This window comes from Chryseobacterium sp. 14P4.3.2, assembly GCF_057799275.1.
Window position 1 is genome coordinate 21,654 of the sequence record NZ_JBYOKO010000011.1, and the last position, 21,083, is coordinate 42,736.

General features: G+C 36.0%; 15 protein-coding genes and 1 tRNA gene. 6 read left to right on the forward strand and 10 right to left on the reverse strand.

Going from position 1 to position 21,083, the window contains the following annotated elements:
• Positions 1-17: 17 nt before the first annotated feature.
• Together AC27VX_RS15840 and AC27VX_RS15845 are read right to left on the reverse strand one after the other, a co-directional pair.
• Positions 18-1,379 carry a HAMP domain-containing sensor histidine kinase gene (locus tag AC27VX_RS15840; protein WP_236855906.1) on the reverse strand — a complete coding sequence of 454 codons (1,362 nt, stop codon included), beginning with the start codon at positions 1,377-1,379 and terminating at the stop codon, positions 18-20.
• A 27-nt stretch (positions 1,380-1,406) separates the two neighbouring features.
• Complete coding sequence (locus AC27VX_RS15845; RefSeq protein WP_488696589.1) at positions 1,407-2,111, reverse strand: response regulator transcription factor; 705 nt, start codon at positions 2,109-2,111, stop codon at positions 1,407-1,409.
• Positions 2,112-2,320: 209 nt separating this feature from the next.
• On the opposite strand from AC27VX_RS15845, the gene AC27VX_RS15850 reads away from it, so the two are divergent.
• Positions 2,321-2,881 carry a YiiX/YebB-like N1pC/P60 family cysteine hydrolase gene (locus tag AC27VX_RS15850; RefSeq protein WP_488696591.1) on the forward strand — a complete coding sequence of 187 codons (561 nt, stop codon included), beginning with the start codon at positions 2,321-2,323 and terminating at the stop codon, positions 2,879-2,881.
• Between the two features lie 152 nt (positions 2,882-3,033).
• On the forward strand, positions 3,034-3,345 hold the full coding sequence (locus AC27VX_RS15855) for a cysteine methyltransferase (protein ID WP_236855903.1): 312 nt from the start codon (positions 3,034-3,036) through the stop codon (positions 3,343-3,345).
• 154 nt (positions 3,346-3,499) lie between these two features.
• On the opposite strand, the gene murA is transcribed toward AC27VX_RS15855, so the two are convergent.
• Both murA and AC27VX_RS15865 read right to left on the reverse strand, forming a co-directional pair.
• Positions 3,500-4,807: a UDP-N-acetylglucosamine 1-carboxyvinyltransferase gene (gene murA / locus AC27VX_RS15860; RefSeq protein ID WP_236855902.1), complete on the reverse strand. Its 1,308-nt coding sequence runs from the start codon at positions 4,805-4,807 to the stop codon at positions 3,500-3,502.
• Positions 4,807-5,496 carry a DUF4290 domain-containing protein gene (locus AC27VX_RS15865; RefSeq protein ID WP_488696594.1) on the reverse strand — a complete coding sequence of 230 codons (690 nt, stop codon included), beginning with the start codon at positions 5,494-5,496 and terminating at the stop codon, positions 4,807-4,809. Before AC27VX_RS15865 ends, murA begins: the two co-directional genes overlap by 1 nt.
• A 185-nt stretch (positions 5,497-5,681) precedes the next feature.
• Here AC27VX_RS15865 and AC27VX_RS15870 point away from each other — a divergent pair, with 185 nt between their 5' ends.
• The gene (locus tag AC27VX_RS15870; protein ID WP_236855900.1) at positions 5,682-7,121 is read left to right on the forward strand and encodes an alpha-amylase; all 1,440 of its coding nucleotides are present in this window, start codon (positions 5,682-5,684) and stop codon (positions 7,119-7,121) included.
• A gap of 63 nt (positions 7,122-7,184) precedes the next feature.
• Here the strand turns inward: AC27VX_RS15870 and AC27VX_RS15875 are convergent, their stop codons facing one another.
• The 5 genes from AC27VX_RS15875 to AC27VX_RS15895 all read right to left on the reverse strand — a co-directional run bounded on the left by AC27VX_RS15875 (position 7,185) and on the right by AC27VX_RS15895 (position 14,833).
• Positions 7,185-8,702: a RagB/SusD family nutrient uptake outer membrane protein gene (locus tag AC27VX_RS15875; protein WP_488696596.1), complete on the reverse strand. Its 1,518-nt coding sequence runs from the start codon at positions 8,700-8,702 to the stop codon at positions 7,185-7,187.
• A 33-nt stretch (positions 8,703-8,735) separates the two neighbouring features.
• On the reverse strand, positions 8,736-11,504 hold the full coding sequence (locus AC27VX_RS15880) for a SusC/RagA family TonB-linked outer membrane protein (RefSeq protein WP_488696598.1): 2,769 nt from the start codon (positions 11,502-11,504) through the stop codon (positions 8,736-8,738).
• A gap of 30 nt (positions 11,505-11,534) precedes the next feature.
• On the reverse strand, positions 11,535-13,547 hold the full coding sequence (locus AC27VX_RS15885) for a kojibiose hydrolase (RefSeq protein WP_488696600.1): 2,013 nt from the start codon (positions 13,545-13,547) through the stop codon (positions 11,535-11,537).
• Positions 13,548-13,950: 403 nt separating this feature from the next.
• Positions 13,951-14,361: a thiol-disulfide oxidoreductase DCC family protein gene (locus AC27VX_RS15890; protein WP_236855896.1), complete on the reverse strand. Its 411-nt coding sequence runs from the start codon at positions 14,359-14,361 to the stop codon at positions 13,951-13,953.
• 4 nt (positions 14,362-14,365) lie between these two features.
• Positions 14,366-14,833 carry a heme-binding domain-containing protein gene (locus tag AC27VX_RS15895; protein WP_236855893.1) on the reverse strand — a complete coding sequence of 156 codons (468 nt, stop codon included), beginning with the start codon at positions 14,831-14,833 and terminating at the stop codon, positions 14,366-14,368.
• A gap of 647 nt (positions 14,834-15,480) precedes the next feature.
• Between AC27VX_RS15895 and katG the strand changes: the two genes are divergently transcribed.
• The 3 genes from katG to AC27VX_RS15910 all read left to right on the forward strand — a co-directional run bounded on the left by katG (position 15,481) and on the right by AC27VX_RS15910 (position 20,214).
• Entirely contained in the window at positions 15,481-17,754 is a 2,274-nt protein-coding gene (katG, locus tag AC27VX_RS15900) for a catalase/peroxidase HPI (protein ID WP_488696603.1), read from the forward strand.
• Between the two features lie 464 nt (positions 17,755-18,218).
• Positions 18,219-19,520: a hypothetical protein gene (locus AC27VX_RS15905; RefSeq protein WP_488696605.1), complete on the forward strand. Its 1,302-nt coding sequence runs from the start codon at positions 18,219-18,221 to the stop codon at positions 19,518-19,520.
• 52 nt (positions 19,521-19,572) lie between these two features.
• Complete coding sequence (locus AC27VX_RS15910) at positions 19,573-20,214, forward strand: hypothetical protein (protein ID WP_488696607.1); 642 nt, start codon at positions 19,573-19,575, stop codon at positions 20,212-20,214.
• 634 nt (positions 20,215-20,848) lie between these two features.
• Here the strand turns inward: AC27VX_RS15910 and AC27VX_RS15915 are convergent.
• Positions 20,849-20,919, reverse strand: a tRNA-Gln gene (locus AC27VX_RS15915).
• Positions 20,920-21,083 lie beyond the last annotated feature (164 nt).

The window sequence follows — 21,083 nt, forward strand, 5'->3', positions numbered from 1 at the left end:
TTTTACTGTATTCTATATCATGCAATATCAAATATTACTGTAAAAACAGTAGTATTATCGTCTGATACTACAGTGATTGCTGTATCATGCAGATGAATAATTTTCTGTGTTAGAAAAAGCCCGATTCCATGGCCCTTTTCTCTTTTGGAAGTCTCGCTTCTGTAGAAAGGTTCAAAGATGTGTTGCAGGTCTTCCTGTGAAATAGAAACTCCTGTATTGGAGAAACTGATGTAAAGCTTTTTTGTATTTACTGTAACATTTATTGAACACATATGTTCCGGTGAATATTTGCAGGCATTATCAATAAGATTATTGAAAGCAACCTGAAGAAGATATTCATTTCCCTGAATGATCAGCTGATGCTCCTCTACATGGTCTTCAATATGTAAAGAGACCTTGTATCCGGTATTTTCTTTGATAATTTTGGTGTAAGATTCCAAAAGAATCTCGTCCAGACGTACTTCCGAGAAGCTGATCTCATTAGGGTCATAACTCGCCTTGGCAAGATCCATCAAGCTATTGGAGAGTTTGACCATGTTGCGGGCGTCATCCAAGGCATAGCGGATTGTTTGCTGATATTGGTCTTTGGGAAGATCTTTTTCAGAAGCCAGTTCCAGCTCTGTAATAATGGCAGATAATGGCGTCCGGAGTTCGTGTGAGATATTGGATACAAAATGTTTTTGAGAGTCAAAAGAGTTTTCCAGACGCTCCAGCATGCCATTGAAATTTTGGGCAAGCTCATTAAGCTCATCTTTTTCTCCTGTTGTTTTGAGGCGCAGCTGTAGTTTTCCCGCAGTAATTCTTTTAATCTGATTGACCATCTCACTTAATGGGCTTAATGCTTTTTTAGAAAGAAAAATTCCCGCCAGATAAATAAGAATCAGAATACTGATGAAAGATATGATGCTGATGGTAAGTAGATGAGAGAGATAGTCGTAACCGTACTTGTCATATGCTGCAGCTGTTACAGCATAGGATTTTCCAGAATGATGGTAAATCATTCCTACCACCTGTAGCTGATCCAAAAAGAAGCTTATTCTTTTTTGCTGAAATATCCGGGAAAGCATTTCCGGAGTTTCTTTTACATAATCTACTTTTACATCATCGTGGTAGATCAGCTGATGACCGGAGTCATAAATGGCAACCTGAACTTCATTAAGGGTTCTGTTGTTGTTTTTGTAAAGTTTATGCATTTCCTGTTCAGGCAGTGAACTTTGGAAAAACAAATCTGCTTTTGCTATAGCCTCATTTTGCAGCTCGCTGTAAAATGATTTTTCTCTGGCCTCTTTTGATGAATAATAGATTGAAAAACTGTAAACGCCTAAAAGCATTGCGGTAATTAAAGTAAAAAGCAGTGTGAGCCTGGTTCTTATTTTCATCTGTATGTTTTTAGTTCGCCTTGGTGATTACTGTATAATGCCTGTTTCGTAGTCTTTCTTAAGGATAAATCCCATGCCTGCTTTGGTATGAATAAGCTTGCTGTCAAAATCTTTATCAATTTTTTTCCGAAGATAATTGATATAAACATCTATGAAGTTGGTTCCCGTGTCAAAATGCGTTTCCCATACTTTTTCAGCAATCTCATTCCTGGAAAGAACCCTTTCAGAATTTTCCATCATAAACTTCAGGAGGTTGAATTCTTTTGGGGTTAGCTTAATAGGAGTATGGTCTCTGCTAACCGTTTTTTGTTCCAAATTCATTTCAATGCCTTCATATTTGAGGACGAAGACTTTTTGCTGTCTCTGTTGTGAAAAACGCTTCAGCAGAACTTTGATTCTTGCTGTCAGCTCACGCATTTCAAAAGGTTTGGTCATATAATCATCAGCTCCGGCATCAAAACCTTCCAGTTTGTCGTCCGTAGTTCCAAGTGCGGTAAGCATTACCACCGGAAGATTGGGTTTTAATGCTTTTATTTCATTACAGAACTCGAGACCGCTTTTTTTAGGAAGTACAATATCTGTCACTACCAGATCAAAATTTGTCTGCAGAGCCAGTTTCACACCTGTCATTCCGTCATAGGCTGCAGTTACTTCAAACTCAGATTCCTGAAGCCCTTTTGTGATAAGTTTAGAAAGCCTATCGTCGTCTTCAACTAATAAAATATGTGGCATAAAAATGTAGGAATGTTTAGGTTGATGTGAAGAATCGCTCAATATGTTACACAAATGTAATGAATTCTATTTTGTAATTTTGGATCTGAAATAATAATCAGATGTTAGAATTTAAAATATTTTCAAATAAAAAAAGGAAGAAAGTAGCTGTTAAAGGGTTTTTATTCTTCTTATTTACTTTGATGATCAATTGCAGCGCTTATCAAACAATGTCTCTTAAAAATGGAGATTTACTTTTTGTAACTGCAAAAGAGACAGGGCTTTCCGGAGCGATCAATAATGTAACTCAAAAACAGAAAACTGCTTCCTTCGATCATATTGGTATTTTGCAAAAAGAAGGACATACAATATTTGTACTGCATGCCGCACCAAAAGGAGGTTCCCAAAAGCAGTCTTTAAAAGATTTTATTAAAGATCAGGAAGAGGATGGGCAGAAAGTAGTCGTTTATCGTTTGAAACCTGAATACCAAAAAGCTATTCCAACAGCTGTTGAAAGAGCAAACTCAATGCTCGGTAAGCCATATAATTTCAATTATATTCTTGATGAAAGCTCATATTACTGCTCAGACTTTATAGAAAGAGCATTCCGGGAAGAACATATTTTCAAACTGGAACCTATGACCTTCATTGATCCTAAAACAGGAAAAACCAATACCTTTTGGGAAGAATTTTATACAAAGAAAGGTTTAAAAGTACCTGAAGGCGAGCCCGGCTGCAATCCAAATGGGCTGGCAGGTTCAGATAAACTGGAAAGAATACAGGAATTTTAAATCAAAGAGAAGCTGATAAGGCTTCTTTTTTTGTTAAAGTTTAAAAAATATTAGTCCACTAATTTGGTAGACTAATATTTTTTTATATTTTTGTCACAGATTTAATGCAAACAGCAATACGATCAGAAGTGTTTAACCAAAAATGTTTAGCAATGATTACACCTAATACAAGCCTGCAGGTTTTGCAAAATAAAGTAAGCCTGCCAAAAAAAGAATTGATCCTGGAAATAGAATTGAATGGCAAAATGAAGTTTGAGCATTTAATGAATACTATCTACAATCAATTGGGCATCTGTCATAGAGTGTTGTCAGCAAATGTGGAGTATGTAAACGGATACAGTTTTGGTACAGTACAGTTATATATCAATGTCAGTTCAGAAGATTATCAGAACCTTGAGTTCTATTTGACTAAAAATAAACTTTTGAGTACAACGGTGGAGTATCTCTGCCGGAAGTATTCTTAGGGAAGATTCATATAGTTTTAATTACTCGAAGTGTCTGGTATTTTACCAGGCGCTTTTTTATTTTAGGGGATTGATGTTTCTCCCACAGACTATACAACCACAATAAAAAAAGCGTCCGGATCACTCTGAACGCTTTATAGTAATAAAATAATTTTTAAATTCTTTCGATATCAGCACCAATTGCTTTCAGTCTTCCATCGATATTTTCGTATCCTCTGTCGATTTGCTCGATATTGTGGATAATAGATTTCCCTTCTGCAGAAAGTGCCGCAATCAGAAGAGCGTTTCCGGCTCTGATATCCGGGGAAACCATTGTTGTTCCTCTTAACGGAGCTTCCTGGTTTAATCCGATTACGGTAGCTCTGTGAGGGTCACATAAAATGATCTGAGCTCCCATATCAATTAATTTATCCACAAAAAATAACCTGGATTCAAACATTTTCTGATGAACCAGAATACTTCCTTTTGCTTGAGTAGCCACTACTAAAATAATAGACAGCAAATCCGGAGTGAATCCCGGCCATGGTGCATCAGAAATAGTAAGAATAGATCCGTCAATGAATTTCTGAATTTTATAATGTTCCTGAGCAGGAATGTAAATGTCATCACCGCTTTGCTCAAGCTGAATTCCTAATTTTCTGAATGTATTTGGAATAACTCCCAATTGGTTCCAGTTTACATTTTTGATGGTGATTTCAGATTTTGTCATAGCGGCCAGACCGATCCATGATCCGATTTCTACCATATCCGGAAGCATAGTATGTTCCGTTCCTCTAAGGTAATCTACTCCTTCAATGGTAAGAAGGTTAGATCCGATCCCTGAAATATTGGCTCCCATTCTGTTCAGCATTTTGCATAATTGCTGAAGATAAGGCTCACAGGCGGCGTTGTAGATTCTTGTTTTTCCTTTTGCTAATGCCGCAGCCATCACAATATTGGCTGTACCCGTTACAGAAGCTTCCTCTAAAAGGATAAATTTCCCTTTAAGTTCTGTAGCTTTTAAAGAATAGAAATATTCCTCTTCATCATAATTGAACTCTGCACCCAGTTCAACAAGTCCCTGAAAATGGGTATCCAATCTTCTTCTTCCGATTTTGTCACCTCCCGGAGTTGGCATATAAGCTTCTCCATAACGTGCAAGCATCGGACCCATTAGCATAATGGAACCACGCAGCTTTGCTCCGTCTTTTTTGAATTCATCAGACTTTATATAGTCGAAGTTGACCTGATCAGCCTTGAAAGTATAATCTCCCTGACCGTTTTTAATAACTTTTACACCAAAATCACCCAGGATTTCAATCAGTCTGTTGACATCATGAATGTCCGGAATGTTTTTAATTCTTACCTCTTCATCGGTTAAAAGCACCGCACATAAAATTTGTAGAGCCTCATTTTTGGCTCCTTGTGGAGTTATTTCGCCCTGCAGTCTTTTTCCTCCTCTTATTTGAAATGTTCCACTCATTATTTTCTGTTTTTATGATTGTTATTATGCCTTCTTTTGTTAGGTTGGTTTTTGTTATTATTATTATTATTATTATTGTTGTTGTTATTGTTATTTCGGTTGTTACTATTACCGCTGTTGTTTCGGTTATTGTTGCTGGTGTAATAGATTTTACTTTTTTCAAGAGACTCTATTCCTGTAAGATCCAACCTGTTTTCAGACAGTTCTTTCAAATGACGGAAAATTACATCATCTGTTACGTGTTCTTTATTATATACATTATAGGATTTCTTCATATTGTTGGCAATCACTTCGATAAGGGCTTCTTTTTCATCGCCCTGTTCCAGCTCGATTGCTTTTTCTATCAATTGAAGGATACTTTTTCCGTAAAATTTAAAATCACCCTGAAGTTTAGGGTATTCCATTCTTTTAGGTTTTTCTGCCAGCTGCTCTCTTGTAGGAAACGGGTAAGGTGACTCTACATCAAGATCATATTCTGCCAGAATAAAAAGATGATCCCAAAGTTTATGTTTATAATTTTCTTCGTCGCGAAGTTGTGGGTTTCTCTGACCCATAAAATCGATGATTGCCATAGCCATCTCATTCCTTTCTTCTTTGGAAGTGAGTTCTTTACAGCGCTCAACCAACTGTTGTATAATTCTGCCGTATTCGGGCATATGAAGCTGAGTTTTTTGGGTATTGTATTCCATAGTATGCAAATATATGGATTAAAAGAAAAATTGCTTCGAGAATATTTAAAATTTATGATTTTTTAATGAAAAGACCAATAAATTTCCCCTTGATTTATTATTAAAAAATAAAATATATCCCTATTAATTGAATTTGTTTTTAATAAAGTTGTAACTTGTTTGTAATATTAATAATTGTTTTTGCCATGAAAAAATCCTATCTTTTCCTTTATCTGCTGGCTTTTGCTGTTACTAACTCCTGCCAAAGCAGCGATGAATTAATTACAGAACGTTCCCCGCAGGAAGAAGTTCACAATAAAATTGTAAATGTTACGAATCATGATGGGCGGCCTTTCAGTACTGGAGCCGGATCAGGATCTGTACAGGGAAAATTTGTTGCCGGCCCGGGCGGTAGTGTTTTGATGCAGGGGTTTTATTGGGATGTTCCGGATGGAGGGAACTGGTGGAATACAGTGAAAGATAAACTGACCGCATGGTCCAATGCCGGAATTGGTTCTGTATGGCTTCCCCCGGCTTCCAAAGCGCAGAACGGAGCCTATTCCATGGGGTATGATCCCACAGATTATTATGATTTTGGAAATTTTAACCAAAATGGAAGTATTGAAACCCGCTTTGGATCAAGAGCTGAACTGGAAGCCTTGATTACAAAAGCGCATGCTGAAAATATGCAGGTATATGCGGATATTGTGATCAATCATAACAGTGGAGGACAGTCTGAAGCCAATCCATATACAGGAACCAATACCTGGACCAATTTTTCAGGAATAGCCTCCGGAAAATTCCAGAGAAATTATAATGACTTTTATAAAAATGCTTACGGAAACAATGATGAAGGTTCTTTTGGAGGTTTTCCGGATATGTGCCATGCCAATCCTCATGTACAGGACTGGCTTTGGGGAAGAGATGATTCTGTTGCAAAATACTATAAAAATGTAATGAAATTTGATGGTTGGAGGTTTGACTACGTCAAAGGGTTTGGTCCCTGGGTTGTGAATACCTGGAATTCTAAAGTAGGTGGGTTTTCTGTGGGTGAATTATGGGATTCCAATGTAAATACGCTGGAGTGGTGGGCTAATAACGCCAACAGTTCCGTATTTGATTTTGCCGCTTACTATAAGATGGATGAAGCCTTTGATAATGGAAATCTAAATGTTTTGAATGATGATATGATGTGGAAAAGAAACCCTTACAAAGCTGTAACATTTGTTGCCAATCATGATACCGATATTATCTACAATAAAATGCCGGCCTACGCTTATATCTTGACCCATGAAGGCTATCCTACTATTTTTTACAGAGATTATGAGGAGTGGCTGAACAAAGACAAATTAAATAACCTTATCTGGATTCATAACAATAAAGCTACCGGTACCACTTCCATTCTATACACGGACAATGATGAATATATTGCAAGACGTAATGGATATAACGGAAATCCCGGGCTTGTAGTTTACATTAATACTTCATCAAGCTGGCAGGAACGCTGGGTAGAAACTAATTGGAGCAATCAGCAGATTAAAGATTTTACCGGTGCTTCAAGCTGGTATCCTACAACACAGGGCGATAAGTGGGTGAAGATTCAATGTCCGCCAAATTCTTATTCCATCTGGTCCTTAAACCAATAAAAAAGAGAGCATTTTGCTCTCTTTTTTATGAATTTATCCTTTGAAATGATACTATAGATGATTCTAATATCCTGGATTTTGGGTAAGCTTTGGATTTAAAGAAATAGCATCCGCCGGAATAGGAAAGAGTTCTCTGTTAATATTTCCTGAGTGAGGATAAGGAGATGCCGGAAAGTCGTATGTATATTTCAATTCTACTTTTTCAAGTAATTTCCCAAACCTCAGAAGATCTTCTCTGCGGTATCCTTCATGATAGGTTTCCCATCCTCTTTCATTCAGAATATCATCTAATGTCAAAACGGTAAGAGGCAGTAATCCGGCTCTGGTCCTGATGGGATTGATATACTGTAAAGCAGCGGCTGTATTTCCCATCTGAAACTGGGCTTCTGCATACGTAAGATAAATTTCACCAAGACGCATCAGCGGAAAGTCGGCATCACTGTCTTCTCCTTTTGCAATGTTTTCCTGTAAAGGGAACTTGAATGTAATGACGCGGTTAAGATGTTTTTGAACGGTTTCAGGGGCTGCAGGGGTTCCATATACAGGGGTTCCGTCTGCTTTATACTGTACTCCTGCAATAGCAATTCCCTGTTTGGTATTTTTGTCAAATGGTGCTATCCGTTGATCATCAGATGCAAAAGTACTGTAGAAATAATTGGACATTCCATATCCGTTGGAAGCAGATACTCCCTGAATATTAAGGGCATTGCGCAGCTCGCTTTCCAGAGAAAGCGCTACATATTTATTCCCTTTATCAGACTGGTTAATTTGATTGACTGCTAAAATAATCTCAGAGTTTGCATCGATTTTAAATACATCCTGATATCTGGCCTGGAGGCTTGATCCGGAATTATCAATAACGTCTTTTGCATACTGGCTGGCCTTTGTCCAATCTTTGTTATTTAAATAAAATCTTGCTAAAAAAGCTTTTACCGCCCACTTTGTTGGTCTGCCGTAATTGGATGGAGTGGATGGAAGTGTATTTTCAATATTTTTCATTTCAGATTCTACGAAAGATCTTATACTGACTGCTGAAGTTCTTTCAATGCCGCTAGAGAGATTTTCACCACCGGTGATCAAAGGAACAGCTCCAAAGACATTTTGTAATTTATAATAAGCGTATGCTCTCCAGAATCTGGCTTCTGCGACCATAGCAGAATAGGCAGGATCATTCTCTTTGCTGCCAAATGATATAAGTACCTGGTTAGATTGTGCAATCAGTTTGTAGGTTTCGCGGTACATTTCCATGGGTTGATAATGGCCGGAATTCAGGTTGAGAAAATTTTGCATTCCGCCCCATTCTGTAATGGCAAATCCCCAGTTTAAAGTAAACTCATCTGTTCCCGCCTCGGGAGCCAGCTGCCAGTTATTCCCCCGTGAATAACTAAAATACTGTACATATTTGTAAATGCCGTCTACGAGAATTTTGCAGCCGGTTTCGCCCTGAGCTATAAGATTATTCTGAGAAGTTCCGGTATAAACATTTTCTTCAAGCATACTGTCGGAACATGAATTGAGTAGGTTTCCACCGGAGAAAAGAATAAGCCCCAGCCAATAAGTTTTTATAAATTTATTTTTCATTATAGGTTCTATTTTAATCATTAATTAAAGAAATTAGAAGCTTACATTAACTCCCAGAGAATATGTTCTTGCAGAAGGATAACCTCCGAGATCTATTTTCCCTGGCAACATAGGGGTGGGAATACCTTCGGATCTTTCCAGATAGCTTCCATTGGAAGATTCCGGGTTAAGTCCTGAGTATTGGGTCCAGGTCCATAGATTTTGTGCCTGAAAATAAATTCTGAATGAAGAGATGAAATCTCCAAAGTACTCACTGGTGGGTAAATCATATGACAGCGTAATATTTTGTAATCTGACAAATGAGGCGTCCTCTATAAAACGGGAGTTATATGCCCAGTAATTACTGCCTGATCTGGAAGCCGGAGTTCCGTTTGCAGCTGTGAAATATTGAGCTTCCTTTAAAAGGTTATAGGGCTGCTCCGGTTTGGCAACTCCATATTGAGCAGCAGCATAATTAAATAACTTTTGACCCAAAGAGGCTGTGAAAAATACATCAAGCCCAAAACTTTTATATTTAAAAGTATTGCCCAGCCCGGCTGTAAATTTCGGATCCGGAGTTCCTTGGTAACGTAGATCTTTAGAAAGATTCATGCTTCCGTCAGGATTGAGCCCTAAAAAGTCTGGAGCCAAATAGGCATTGGCTCTTTCCCCTTCCCGAAAACCTAATAATTCCATAGCTGACCTTGCAGCAGTCCCGCCATATATTTTATCTACAGTGGTTTTTATGGAAGAGAAGTTGGCATTTGCATTCCATGAAAAATTTTTCTTACGGATTATTCTTGCATTTAATGAAACTTCTATACCAGTTGTTTTGGTATCAGCTGCATTGATCCACTGATGATCAACCCCTCCTTCAAAAGGTAATGAAATAGGAATTACCAGATCTTTTGTCTTTTTACTAAAGGCATCAATACTTCCTGACAGAACTCTGTTGAAAGCTTCGAAATCGACTCCAATATTAAGCTGGCTGGTAGTTTCCCATTTGAAATCTTTATTTCCTGTATAATTGGACAGTGTGGCCCCGCTTATGAGTTGCTGGCCAAGAATTCCGTTTCTCTCTATAAGATAAGTGTTCATAGAAAGATAATTATTGAATCCCTGGTTTCCTGTTTTACCATATCCTGCTCTCAATTTAAGTTCGTTAAGGGTTTTGTTATCTTTTAAAAACTCTTCTTCAGAAATTCTCCATGCTGCAGATACTCCCGGAAACCAACCCCATTTGTTTCCACTGGAAAATTTGGAGGAACCGTCTCTGCGTATTGAAGCGGTAACAGAATACTTCCCATCATAGGTATAGTCTATCCTTCCAAATCCTGAAATAAGGGTGCTTGGAATTCTGTTTGAAAATGATCTGAGTATTGATGCCGATTGAAGATTATAATTTCCGTCTAAAATATCTGTCGGAAATTTTTCTCCATAAGCAATCGTTAATTCATTTTCAAATTTTTGAATGGAATATCCTGCCAGCCCAATGATTTGATGTTTTCCAAACGTTTTGTTATAGTTCAGGAGGGCTTCTGCCAGGTAATTATTATTTCTTGAATTTGAATTGGAGGCAATTCCTCCATGTACCCCTATACTTGACATACCGCTTGCGGGAGCAGAATTAGGCAGAAAGAAATTGTTGACAGAGTTTTGGGTTTCATATCCTAATTTCAGCTGCGGTTTCAGACCATCAAGGATTTCATAGGAAATATCAGTACTTGCATTCAGTTTATCTGATTTTGTGCGGTCTTTAATATTTAAAAAAAGGAGCGGGTTTACATTAAAATCAGAAGACGGATCTGATGCATAAGGATGATCTGCAGAAAGATAAGGAGCGAAAGTAATAGCAGAAGAAACTAAGGAATTTCTGGTATCCCCTTGTATTGCAGGGTTTTTATCTTTGATGAAGCTGGTGAAAATATTGGTATTGATAGCTAACTTATTTTTGGTATAGCTGAGGTTCAATCTTCCGGTATACCTTTCAATTCCTGAATTCTTAAGAACTCCTTCCTGATCAAAATAACCTAGCGAAGCAAAATATTTAATGTTTTCATTCCCTCCGGACATACTTAGAGCATGGCTGCTGATCACCCCTGTTCTCTGGATCTGCTTTTGCCAGTCGGTATTGATCCCTGTGTCTACAGAATTCAATGTTTTACCCATCTTGGTCCAGAAGTTCAGATATTCCTGAGAGTTCATTACCTCGTAGTTTTTTACAACACTTTGCCAGCTGTAATACGTGTCATAGGTTATTTTTGCTTTTCCCGATTTTCCTTTTTTTGTAGTAATGATGACTACACCGTTAGCCCCTCTTGAACCATAAATGGCAGTAGCAGAAGCGTCTTTTAAAACAGCGATACTTTCAATATCATTGGGATTGATAGAATTTAGAGGATTTTTTGCTGGAGCTGAAAAAGAAGCTACGCCGTTGAGTGAGGAACCGTTTGCTGCGGTACTTTCTTCGGATAAGGGAATTCCATCAATAATATAGAGAGGATCAGTGGTACCAAAAATAGAATTTCTGCCTCTGATGATTGTTTGGCTGCCACCACCTGGCTGTTCGGAAGTCTGTTTGAATTGCACTCCGGCGACTCTTCCGCCTATCATCTGGTCGATATTGGCTGTAGCACCGCCGATATTGGATTCAGAAGCTTTAAGATTGGTAACAGCTCCCGTTACATCTTTTATTTTTTTTGAACCATAGCCTATGACCACTACTTCTTCGATCCTGTTTTCCTTTTCCTCAGTTGTTTGAGCAAAGGCAATATCGCTTACCCAAAGGGCAGCTAATGCCAGAGGCAATTTCATCTTTTTCATAATTTGTGTATTTTAAATTTCAGATTTATTTTAGTTTCTTATCTCTATTGTTTTTTCATCGGTTCCAATTCCTTTTATTTTTAAAGATTTCCATTTTTTAGGCAGAACACCTTTATTATATTTTATTCCCTGATCTGTAATTTCCACTCCGCCAAAGCCATAGATGACGGCCTGAAGCATTGCTCCTGCTCCGGTTACAAAATAGGGGTTGTTGCTTTTGGCGGATTCGGAGAAAACACCAAAAGGCGGTCTTGAGTTCGGGATATAGGATTTTAGGAAATAATCATAGGCTTTCTCGGGCTCATTCATTCTGGCATACAGAACGGATAATATTCCCGGGCCCATGGCGGGTCCGTCATTTTTATCCATCTTATCAGCATAATATTCCAAATCTTTTTTTATTTGTTTTTTATCTGTAATAATATGAAGGGGATAGGCTAGCAGATTGACATCAGCCTGTTTTATCGGCTGTCCTTTGTAACCTTTATAGTTTTGAGTAATCCCGTTTTCTGTATGGATCAGCAATTTTTCAGCAACTTCCTGCCATGCAGGATTTACTTTTTCACCCAGAATATGTCCGGCTTTTATCGTGTTTTTTAAGGTTTCTATTGCAGAACCATTAGTAAAAGCATTATCATCAATATGTTGTGCATACTCATCTGCACCTACTACATTTTTAATAGAGAAAGAACCATTATTATTTTTAGTAACCCTGCTCACCCAAAAATCTGCTGTTTCTTTCATCACATTATAATTTTCTTTCAGCCAGTTTTTGTCCTGTGTCACTGTGTAATAGTTCCAGAAAGCAATAGGGATATCAGAAGTGATATGTTGCTCAAAGATACCGGTCAGTGCCCAGGTCGGTGTGGCCTCTTCTCCTGTGTCATCGGATTCCCAAGGGTACATTGCCCCTTTATAGCCATAGATATATGCTTTCTGTTTTGCCTTTTCAAGTCTGTCGGTTCTGTAGTCCAAACATGATTGTGCCATTTCAGGCTGCATGGCAAGTAGAACAGGGTACATCCATAATTCAGTATCCCAGAAAATATGCCCGTTATATCCCTGTGAAGAAAGACCCATTGGAGGAATACTGAGTCTTGAACCTGATCTTATAGAAGAGTATAAGTTATATAGTGCAAATCTTATTCTTTGCTGTGCATCAAGGTCGCCTTCTATTTCAATGTCTCCTGCATTCCATAGGGCTGCCCAGGCTTTTTTATGTCTGTCAAGCATAGAGCCTATTCCCTCCTGCAAAGCAAATATGGGCTGTCTTTCGGATTCGTTCACGGGATCAGTTACATCTTTCGAAGTACATATTCCGCCCGCAACAGCAAACTTGTATTTCTTATCTTTTTTGAGCTTCGTAGTAAAACCCAGTTCCTCATTGATATATTTCAGATCTTCTTTAGGACCGTCAAATAAGAATGTGGTGGAGGCTGCCACTCTGTATTTTCCATTCATGGTCTTAGCCACAGTACCAAAAACCGGCATAAGGAATTCGTTGTCTTTTAATACTCTGTAATTTTTTTTGACATCTTTAAGTTCATCAGGGATACTCATATAATTAAATGCAGATACCTCGATGTCCTTTAGAGGAATAATTTCCACGATAGTCATTGCTGAATAAGGATTAGCCCTGTTAGTTAAGAGGCTATAATTTATATTTGCAAGATCTTTAAATGAAAATGAGGTGGTGGAAATACCTTCTTTCATAGAAATAGTCTGGCTCCATCCGGAAATATTATTTCCGCTAATTTCCTTATTATTAATTTTAATTCTAAGATTTAAGAATTCTATTCCTTTTACAATCCGGCTGATCCCGTTTTCGGGAGAAGATTCATAGACTCCATTCAGGATAATTTCCTTTGTTACTAATGGGGTGTCATTAGTAACAATACCGAATTGTCCGTTGGCCATAGCGACTCCATTATAATTTTCTCTTGAAGTTGCAAGAAGATTCCATTCGTCGGATTTTTTTACCTGTCCTGAATATAAGACAGTACCTATTAAAAATGGGAGGGATAATTTTTTAATAAAACTCATTTGTGTTAAAAACTTTAACATCAAATATATCTTCTATCCTACTAAAAAATCAAGTATGTTTTAAAATAATTGATCTCTGTTTATTTATTTGTGTTTTATGAATTATATTTTACATACATACTATTATTTTCAATGTAATGAATTTATCAGTATTCCATATTTATAGAAATATAAATATGACAGCTACCGTCATTAAAAATAACTTTAACAGTAGGTGCGTTTTGAATTATTTTCTAATAATAATCCCTGATTGTGCATAAACAGATGCTAAGAAATTTAAAATGAAAAATAATTTTACAAATAAAATAAAATTGGCTAATGATATTTTATTAACTATTTTTTTTGTTATAGAATTATTCTTCACCCGAAAAGGTAACTATCTTGCCAGAACTTTATAATGCATCTAGATCTGGATAAACTTTTTCTTCTGATGCTGATCCGGTAAATAACATTTTTGATTGGCTAGCTTCATCCTATTTCTGGAAACAATATCATACATTTTGTCACTTAAAGATTTCGGTAGTATTTTTCCGATAACAGAAAGCTTGTATATTCCGCCCAATACATTGGCGATTTCTAATACTGCTCTTGATTTTATGTGATAATATTGCTTAGGTTTCCAAAGATATAAAGTATTGAATACTTTTGTTTCCAACCCTCTGTCACCTAAAAACTGTTGGCCAAAGTCGGATTGTAGTGAGGCAAACATGAATTTGTCTTTCTTATCTCTTTCCAATATCCATTGAACCCAGAAATTACAGACTCCGCAATCTCCGTCAAAAAATACGATATGTTTATCCTGCCAGTTCTCCATGATATTATTTATTAAACATGATCCCTCTTTCGGTATCTTCCTTTACTCTTTTAAAATATTGAACAAGGTCTGCACGCTGTTCATCCGTCAATTTAGCATCCTGATGCCCTACGTAATAAGACTCAAGCGGCATTTCTTTTTTCTCAACCATTTCAATGCATTCTTCAATCTTATGAAGCTGCCTTTTCGGCTCATATACTGCAAAGGTAGAGAAATTAAGGTGCTTTCGCCCCTCATTAATGTGATTTTTTAAGAACCAGGAAACAGGTGATATACTTGAATACCATGGATATTTGGTTTCATTGGAATGACAATCATAGCACGAAGTCCTCATGATTTTGACTATTTTTTCGGGGCTGTTTTTAATCTTCAAAAAATCCATGCCAGGGGTAGGAGGGGGATTGGTTTTATCAATAGGAAAAAACTGGATCATGATGAATGCTACAAGAAGGACGACAATTATTTTTTTCATAAGAAGGGAATTCATGTTCTGTGACATAAAGGTAGTTAATTTATTTTTTAATATAAATGGAAGTTAAAAGTGCCTGTAAATTACAGCATGACCCTATGGGAATAATCTTGATGAATAGATGAATTTCTGCTGCTGTTTGTTATCTTTAAACAAAATCTTTGATAGAATAGAAAGGATTCCAAATTGTAAATTGAAAACAATATAATTTGCGGAAGTTTAAGAATAAACAGATTAAAATAATTCGTATAATGGAGGCAAGTAGAGAGCTTTTAACTTTTAAGAAATACTGCTTTTTAAAATAACTCTGTACCATAACTTTGCTTATATTGAAAATTTAGCTGAGTTTATGATAAACAACTTATCTCTTCCGGCTTTCCTCTATCTTTCTTCATAATTCTTACGTTGAGTGATTCTAAATTGAGTGATATGTTGCTGTTTTTATTTAAGTTAATTTAAAAAATTCCTAACTTAATACCACAATTTTGTCTGACCTTAAATGCTGTTAGAAATATTTATTTATAGTTTTTAACTATCGCTGAAATAATTATTAATAGATTGTATTTATTAAATAGACGTTGTAAGTTTGCCATGTTCTTACAACAGAAAATTACTTTAAACTGTATTAATCAATAATAAAATAAACGACAATGGAAAAAGATTTGAATGACATCAGTAAATGCCCGTTTCACAATGGAACAATGAAGAAAAATGTAGCTGGTGGGGGAACCCAGAATTCTGATTGGTGGCCTGATAGGCTTAGGGTGGATCTTCTGCGCCAGCATTCATCACTGTCTGATCCCATGGACCAGGACTTCGATTATACAAAGGCATTTGAAAGCCTGGATCTTGAGGCGGTGAAAAAAGACCTTCACGCATTGATGACGGATTCGCAGGACTGGTGGCCGGCTGATTTTGGACATTACGGACCTTTATTTATACGTATGGCATGGCACAGTGCCGGAACTTATCGTGTAGGAGACGGAAGAGGAGGAGCTGGAGCGGGACAGCAGCGTTTTGCACCTTTAAACAGCTGGCCGGATAATGTAAGTCTTGATAAAGCAAGGAGGTTACTTTGGCCAATTAAGCAAAAATATGGAAGAAATATATCATGGGCAGACCTTTTGATCCTTACAGGAAATATAGCTCTTGAATCTATGGGCTTCAAAACATTTGGGTTTGCAGGAGGACGTGCTGATGTATGGGAGCCGGATATGGATGTATATTGGGGTTCAGAAAAAACATGGTTAGGAGGAGATGTTCGCTATGCACACGGTTCTGAAGGGGTTGTAGAACATCACGCTGTACTTCCTACAGATGATAATGCGGATGGAGATATCCATTCCAGAAATCTTGAAAACCCACTGGCAGCAGTACAAATGGGGCTTATTTATGTAAATCCTGAGGGACCGGACGGAAATCCTGATCCGATTGCTGCCGCTAAAGATATTCGTGATACTTTCGGACGCATGGCGATGAATGATGAAGAAACAGTTGCTTTGATTGCCGGAGGGCATACTTTTGGGAAAACCCATGGGGCAGGACCTGCAGATCATGTAGGAAAAGAACCCGAAGGAGCAGGAATTGAACAGCAGGGATTAGGATGGGCAAGCACCTATAGGTCCGGAAGCGGAAAAGATGCTATTTCCAGTGGTCTTGAAGTAACCTGGACAGAAACGCCAACTCAATGGAGTAATTATTTCTTTAAAAACTTATTTGAAAACGAGTGGGAATTAACGAAAAGCCCTGCCGGAGCTCATCAATGGGTAGCAAAAGATGGTGCAGAAATCATTCCTGATGCATTCGATTCTTCTAAAAAACATAAGGCAACAATGCTTACAACAGACCTTTCTTTGAGACTGGATCCTGTTTACGAAAAAATTTCAAGACATTTTTACGAAAATCCTGAAGCCTTTGCAGATGCTTTTGCCAGAGCATGGTTTAAACTTACCCACAGAGATATGGGACCGCGTGCCCGTTACTTAGGACCGGATGTACCACAGGAAGAATTGATCTGGCAGGATCCGATTCCGGAAGTGAATCACGAATTGGTTGATACAAATGATGTAGAAACACTTAAATCGAAAATCTTAAATTCAGGGTTAAATATTTCTGAGCTGGTATCTACAGCCTGGGCCTCTGCTTCTACATTTAGAGGAAGTGATAAAAGAGGTGGTGCGAATGGAGCCAGAATAAGACTGGAACCTCAAAGAAACTGGGAAGTGAATAACCCTGCACAGTTACAGAAAGTATTGGGTGTATTGGAAGGAATTCAAAATGAATTCAATTCTCAAAATGGAGGTAAGAAAATATCCTTAGCTGATCTTATTGTTCTGGCAGGGAGTGCAGCTGTGGAAGCCGCTGCAAGAAATGCAGGACATGAAGTGAAAGTTCCTTTCGCACCAGGAAGAATGGATGCTTCTCAGGCACAAACGGATGTTGAATCTATGGGCTATCTGGAACCAGCAGCTGATGGATTCCGTAATTATCTGAAAAGAAAATTCACAGTACCTACAGAGTCTCTATTAATTGATAAAGCTCAGTTGTTAACGCTTACTGCTCCTGAATTGAGTGTATTAGTAGGAGGGATGCGCGTTTTAGATACCAATTTTGACGGTTCAAAACACGGGGTATTTACCAGCCGTCCGGGAGCTCTTACCAACGACTTCTTCGTCAATCTTTTAGATATGGGAACTCAGTGGAAAGCAATGTCCGAAGATAAAGAACTTTATATGGGAAGTGACCGCTCAACTGGTCAGCCAAAATGGACAGCCACTCGTGCCGATCTTGTTTTCGGATCCAATTCTGAATTGAGAGCAGTAGCAGAGGTTTACGGAAGTGCTGATGCACTAGGTAAGTTTGTAAATGATTTTGTGGCTGCATGGACGAAGGTGATGAATCTGGATAGGTTTGATCTAATATAAATAGCAAGTATCAATTTCATTTAATTACATAAAAAAGGGTGCTCATAAGCATCCTTTTTTTATGAAAATTTGTTTAAATTATTTAGCAATAGTAAAACATTTATCAATACTGATGATGATTTATTTGATCGTTCAAAAAAAATAAAATTCCCAAAATCGCCAGTCAAATTTTATAATTACAAAATAGCAGACGATGAAAATTATTATTTACTTGAAATTGTGTACAGATAGAGCAATACTATTAGATATTCACGGAACAGGCTATGTTTTTTATGATTACAAAAAAATGAACAAGAAAAAATAAACTTTAAAAAAGTAGAGAATTGGGTGAAAGGAATATATTGTAGCAATGGAGATGAATTTTTGACGAATTTGTGAAGCTTGCTGTTAATTTCAGATTTTTTTTAACAAATTTTGGATTATATATATAGCTTTACAAATGAAAATATCAACATAAATGAATCATGGAAAACATTTCTGAAATATTAACTCATTTTAATTTCACTAAAACAAGAAAATCCAAACAGTATTTAATATCATTTTTCAGCCAAAAATCCTTTACTAAAAATGAGACGCTTTATGTTCAACAAATACTGAAACTATTTTTGGCAAATTTTCATATTGTTGATCATTATGAGATTAAAGAAAACAGACTTTCTGCAATTCAAAAGTTTATGGATGAGATTGATGTCAGCCAATATAATTATTTCGCAAGTATTAAGTATCGTGAATATTTTAAAGAAATCAATACTAATATTTCGCTATTGATTGACTTTTTTTATCATTTTGGGTTGCTTTTGAGAAATTTCCAAAAAAAAGAAATCTGCTTGGATTATTTTTCTGAAATTGACAAAATGATTGCTTTCATCAACTCATTACCTATCAATGAATTTTATAATAAAGAACTTGATTTCAAGGAAAGAAAAAATTTTCTTCTCAAAATTACACCCGAAATTGAGTCAGGAAATTTTGATTTATTCTGGGACTTTTTTTATGCGTTTGATGTATATTCTAGTATTGCGAAGGGTATTGAGTTAAATAATTTGGTATTTCCTCAATTTAATTCTGAAAGTGATTTTATCATTGAAAATTTTTACCATTTAGATCTGAATAATGCTGTTAAAAATACTTTGGATACAAAAAATAAAAGTACAATTGTTTTCACGGGAGCTAATATGTCTGGGAAATCTACAACAATGAAATCTTTTGAAGTATTTGCAAAATCTAAGCAAGGGCAAGAAATTATAGGAAAATTTGCAGAAAAAGGACAGGTTATTGCTGGTGTTAAATACGACAAAAGTGGGGAGTACCACAACAAAGGTATGGACTTAACATTTGATAATAATATATCTAAGCAATCATCTGCACAAGGTGCATCGGGTGAAACTACTATAGAAAATAAGAATGGAAGAACAAACTTTACTGTTAGTGTAGAAAATAATAATACACCCAATAGAATTGCTAATCAAATAGAGACATTTGCTCACGAATCTTTTATACATGTATTTCCACAAGCTAAAGATTTTTTTGATGATAAAAAATTTAATCAAAGTAGCGGTTATGATAATAGACTTATAAACTTTTTAAAAGAACCGCAAAATAAGTCTTTCCAAAGCATTAGATATTTTGACCATTATCAAGAAAAGCAAAACCATAATGCAAGAAATCTATATATATTACCAATTTTACAACAATATTATAAATCTGTAAATAAAAATGTTACAAAAGAACAAATCAATAAAAGTGTTGATAGTTTTAGGTATTAATTTACTTTTATTTCTATCAGTTATACAATGTAGTAAAGAGCAAAAAAATGAAGTGAAAATACTTTATTTGAAAAATAGCCCTTACTATTCATTTATATTTGAAACACCAACAACAATATTTTATAGTACTCCACATAGCTCGGAGTTAAAATCTAATACTGTTGAAAATAAAAAAAATATAATTTTTGAAGATGAATTGAAAAAATTTAAACCCTACGATTTACTTCCTGAAAAAAAAGAGTTTGAAAAAATTTATATATCAAATTTACTTGGAGAAACTAATTTTGAGAATGACCATTTATTTGAATATGATGTAGAAATAAACAAAGATGGTCATATTAAATCAAATATTTATTATCCTGAGAATCTGATAGGAAGTTATGAATTTAACATTGATGACTTAACAAAAGACATGATAAGCAAATCATTAAGCAAGTTATCTTCACAAAAAGAAATGACAGCTAAAAATCTAAATAATGTTATTATTCTTAAAAATAAAAATAATACAGAGGTTTTTGGTGGAGATTATTATATAAATAATAGTCTCGAATATTCCTTAATTTTAGCATTAACTAATAAACTCTTATTAGAACAAATGAATAATAAAAAACCTGAAAAAATTAAAAAATTTAAAACACCTACAAATAATTACATTGAGCGTATTCCTTTACCTCCACCCCCTCCAATAAAGTAATTAAGTGTTAAAATTAATTAAAATTAATCATAAGAAAACCTTTGTCTATTTGGCAAAGGTTGTTTTTTAAGGGAAGTTTGAAAATATTATAAATCCAAAAAATTATTTTGACAGTTTCGGGATGGAATGGTATATAGGTAATGCTGTTTCACCCCCCACCACCTCAGTCTCAAAAATATAATAATCCTTTATAGTAGAATTTACTACAATTTAACACCAAAATATATAATGAGTGTACGGATTCAACCCACTTTCTCCCTACCCCTGTCATCAAGTCAAAGAAATTTTACCTCCCCCCACCTAACTGTCAACCTTTTCTCAAAAGTAAGTTTTGTTCTATTTGGTTTTTGTGGATCTATTTTTATTTTCCACTTGCTGTTTTGTATGATTCTCTGCCCCAGACTGTAGGTTTAATAGTAGGCTTTTGACAGTTGTTTTTGTTTGTGCGGTTTGTCCTTAAAAATATTTTAAACTTTAATTTTACAATTAACCCTTTTTTATAATGATGAATAGAAATAATATCAATTATAAGTATTTAGAATTGACCTTGACCTCAACCTTAACCTTTTGTTTGAAAATAGCTAAAATAATAAAGCAACCAACTGATTTACAATTGATTGCTTTATTTTTAATGTAGACCCACAGGGATTCGAACCCCGAATGACGGTACCAAAAACCGGAGTGTTACCGTTACACTATAGGTCTGTCTTGGTTCTGCGAAATTATAGAATTTATTTTAAATATGAAAATCAAAATTAAAGATTAATTAACATCTAAGGCTATAAACGGCTTTACTTATTGATAGCCAAATAATTATTTTTTGATAAAATTTTTCACAAAGAATCTGTTTGCTGAATAAAATAGGTGAA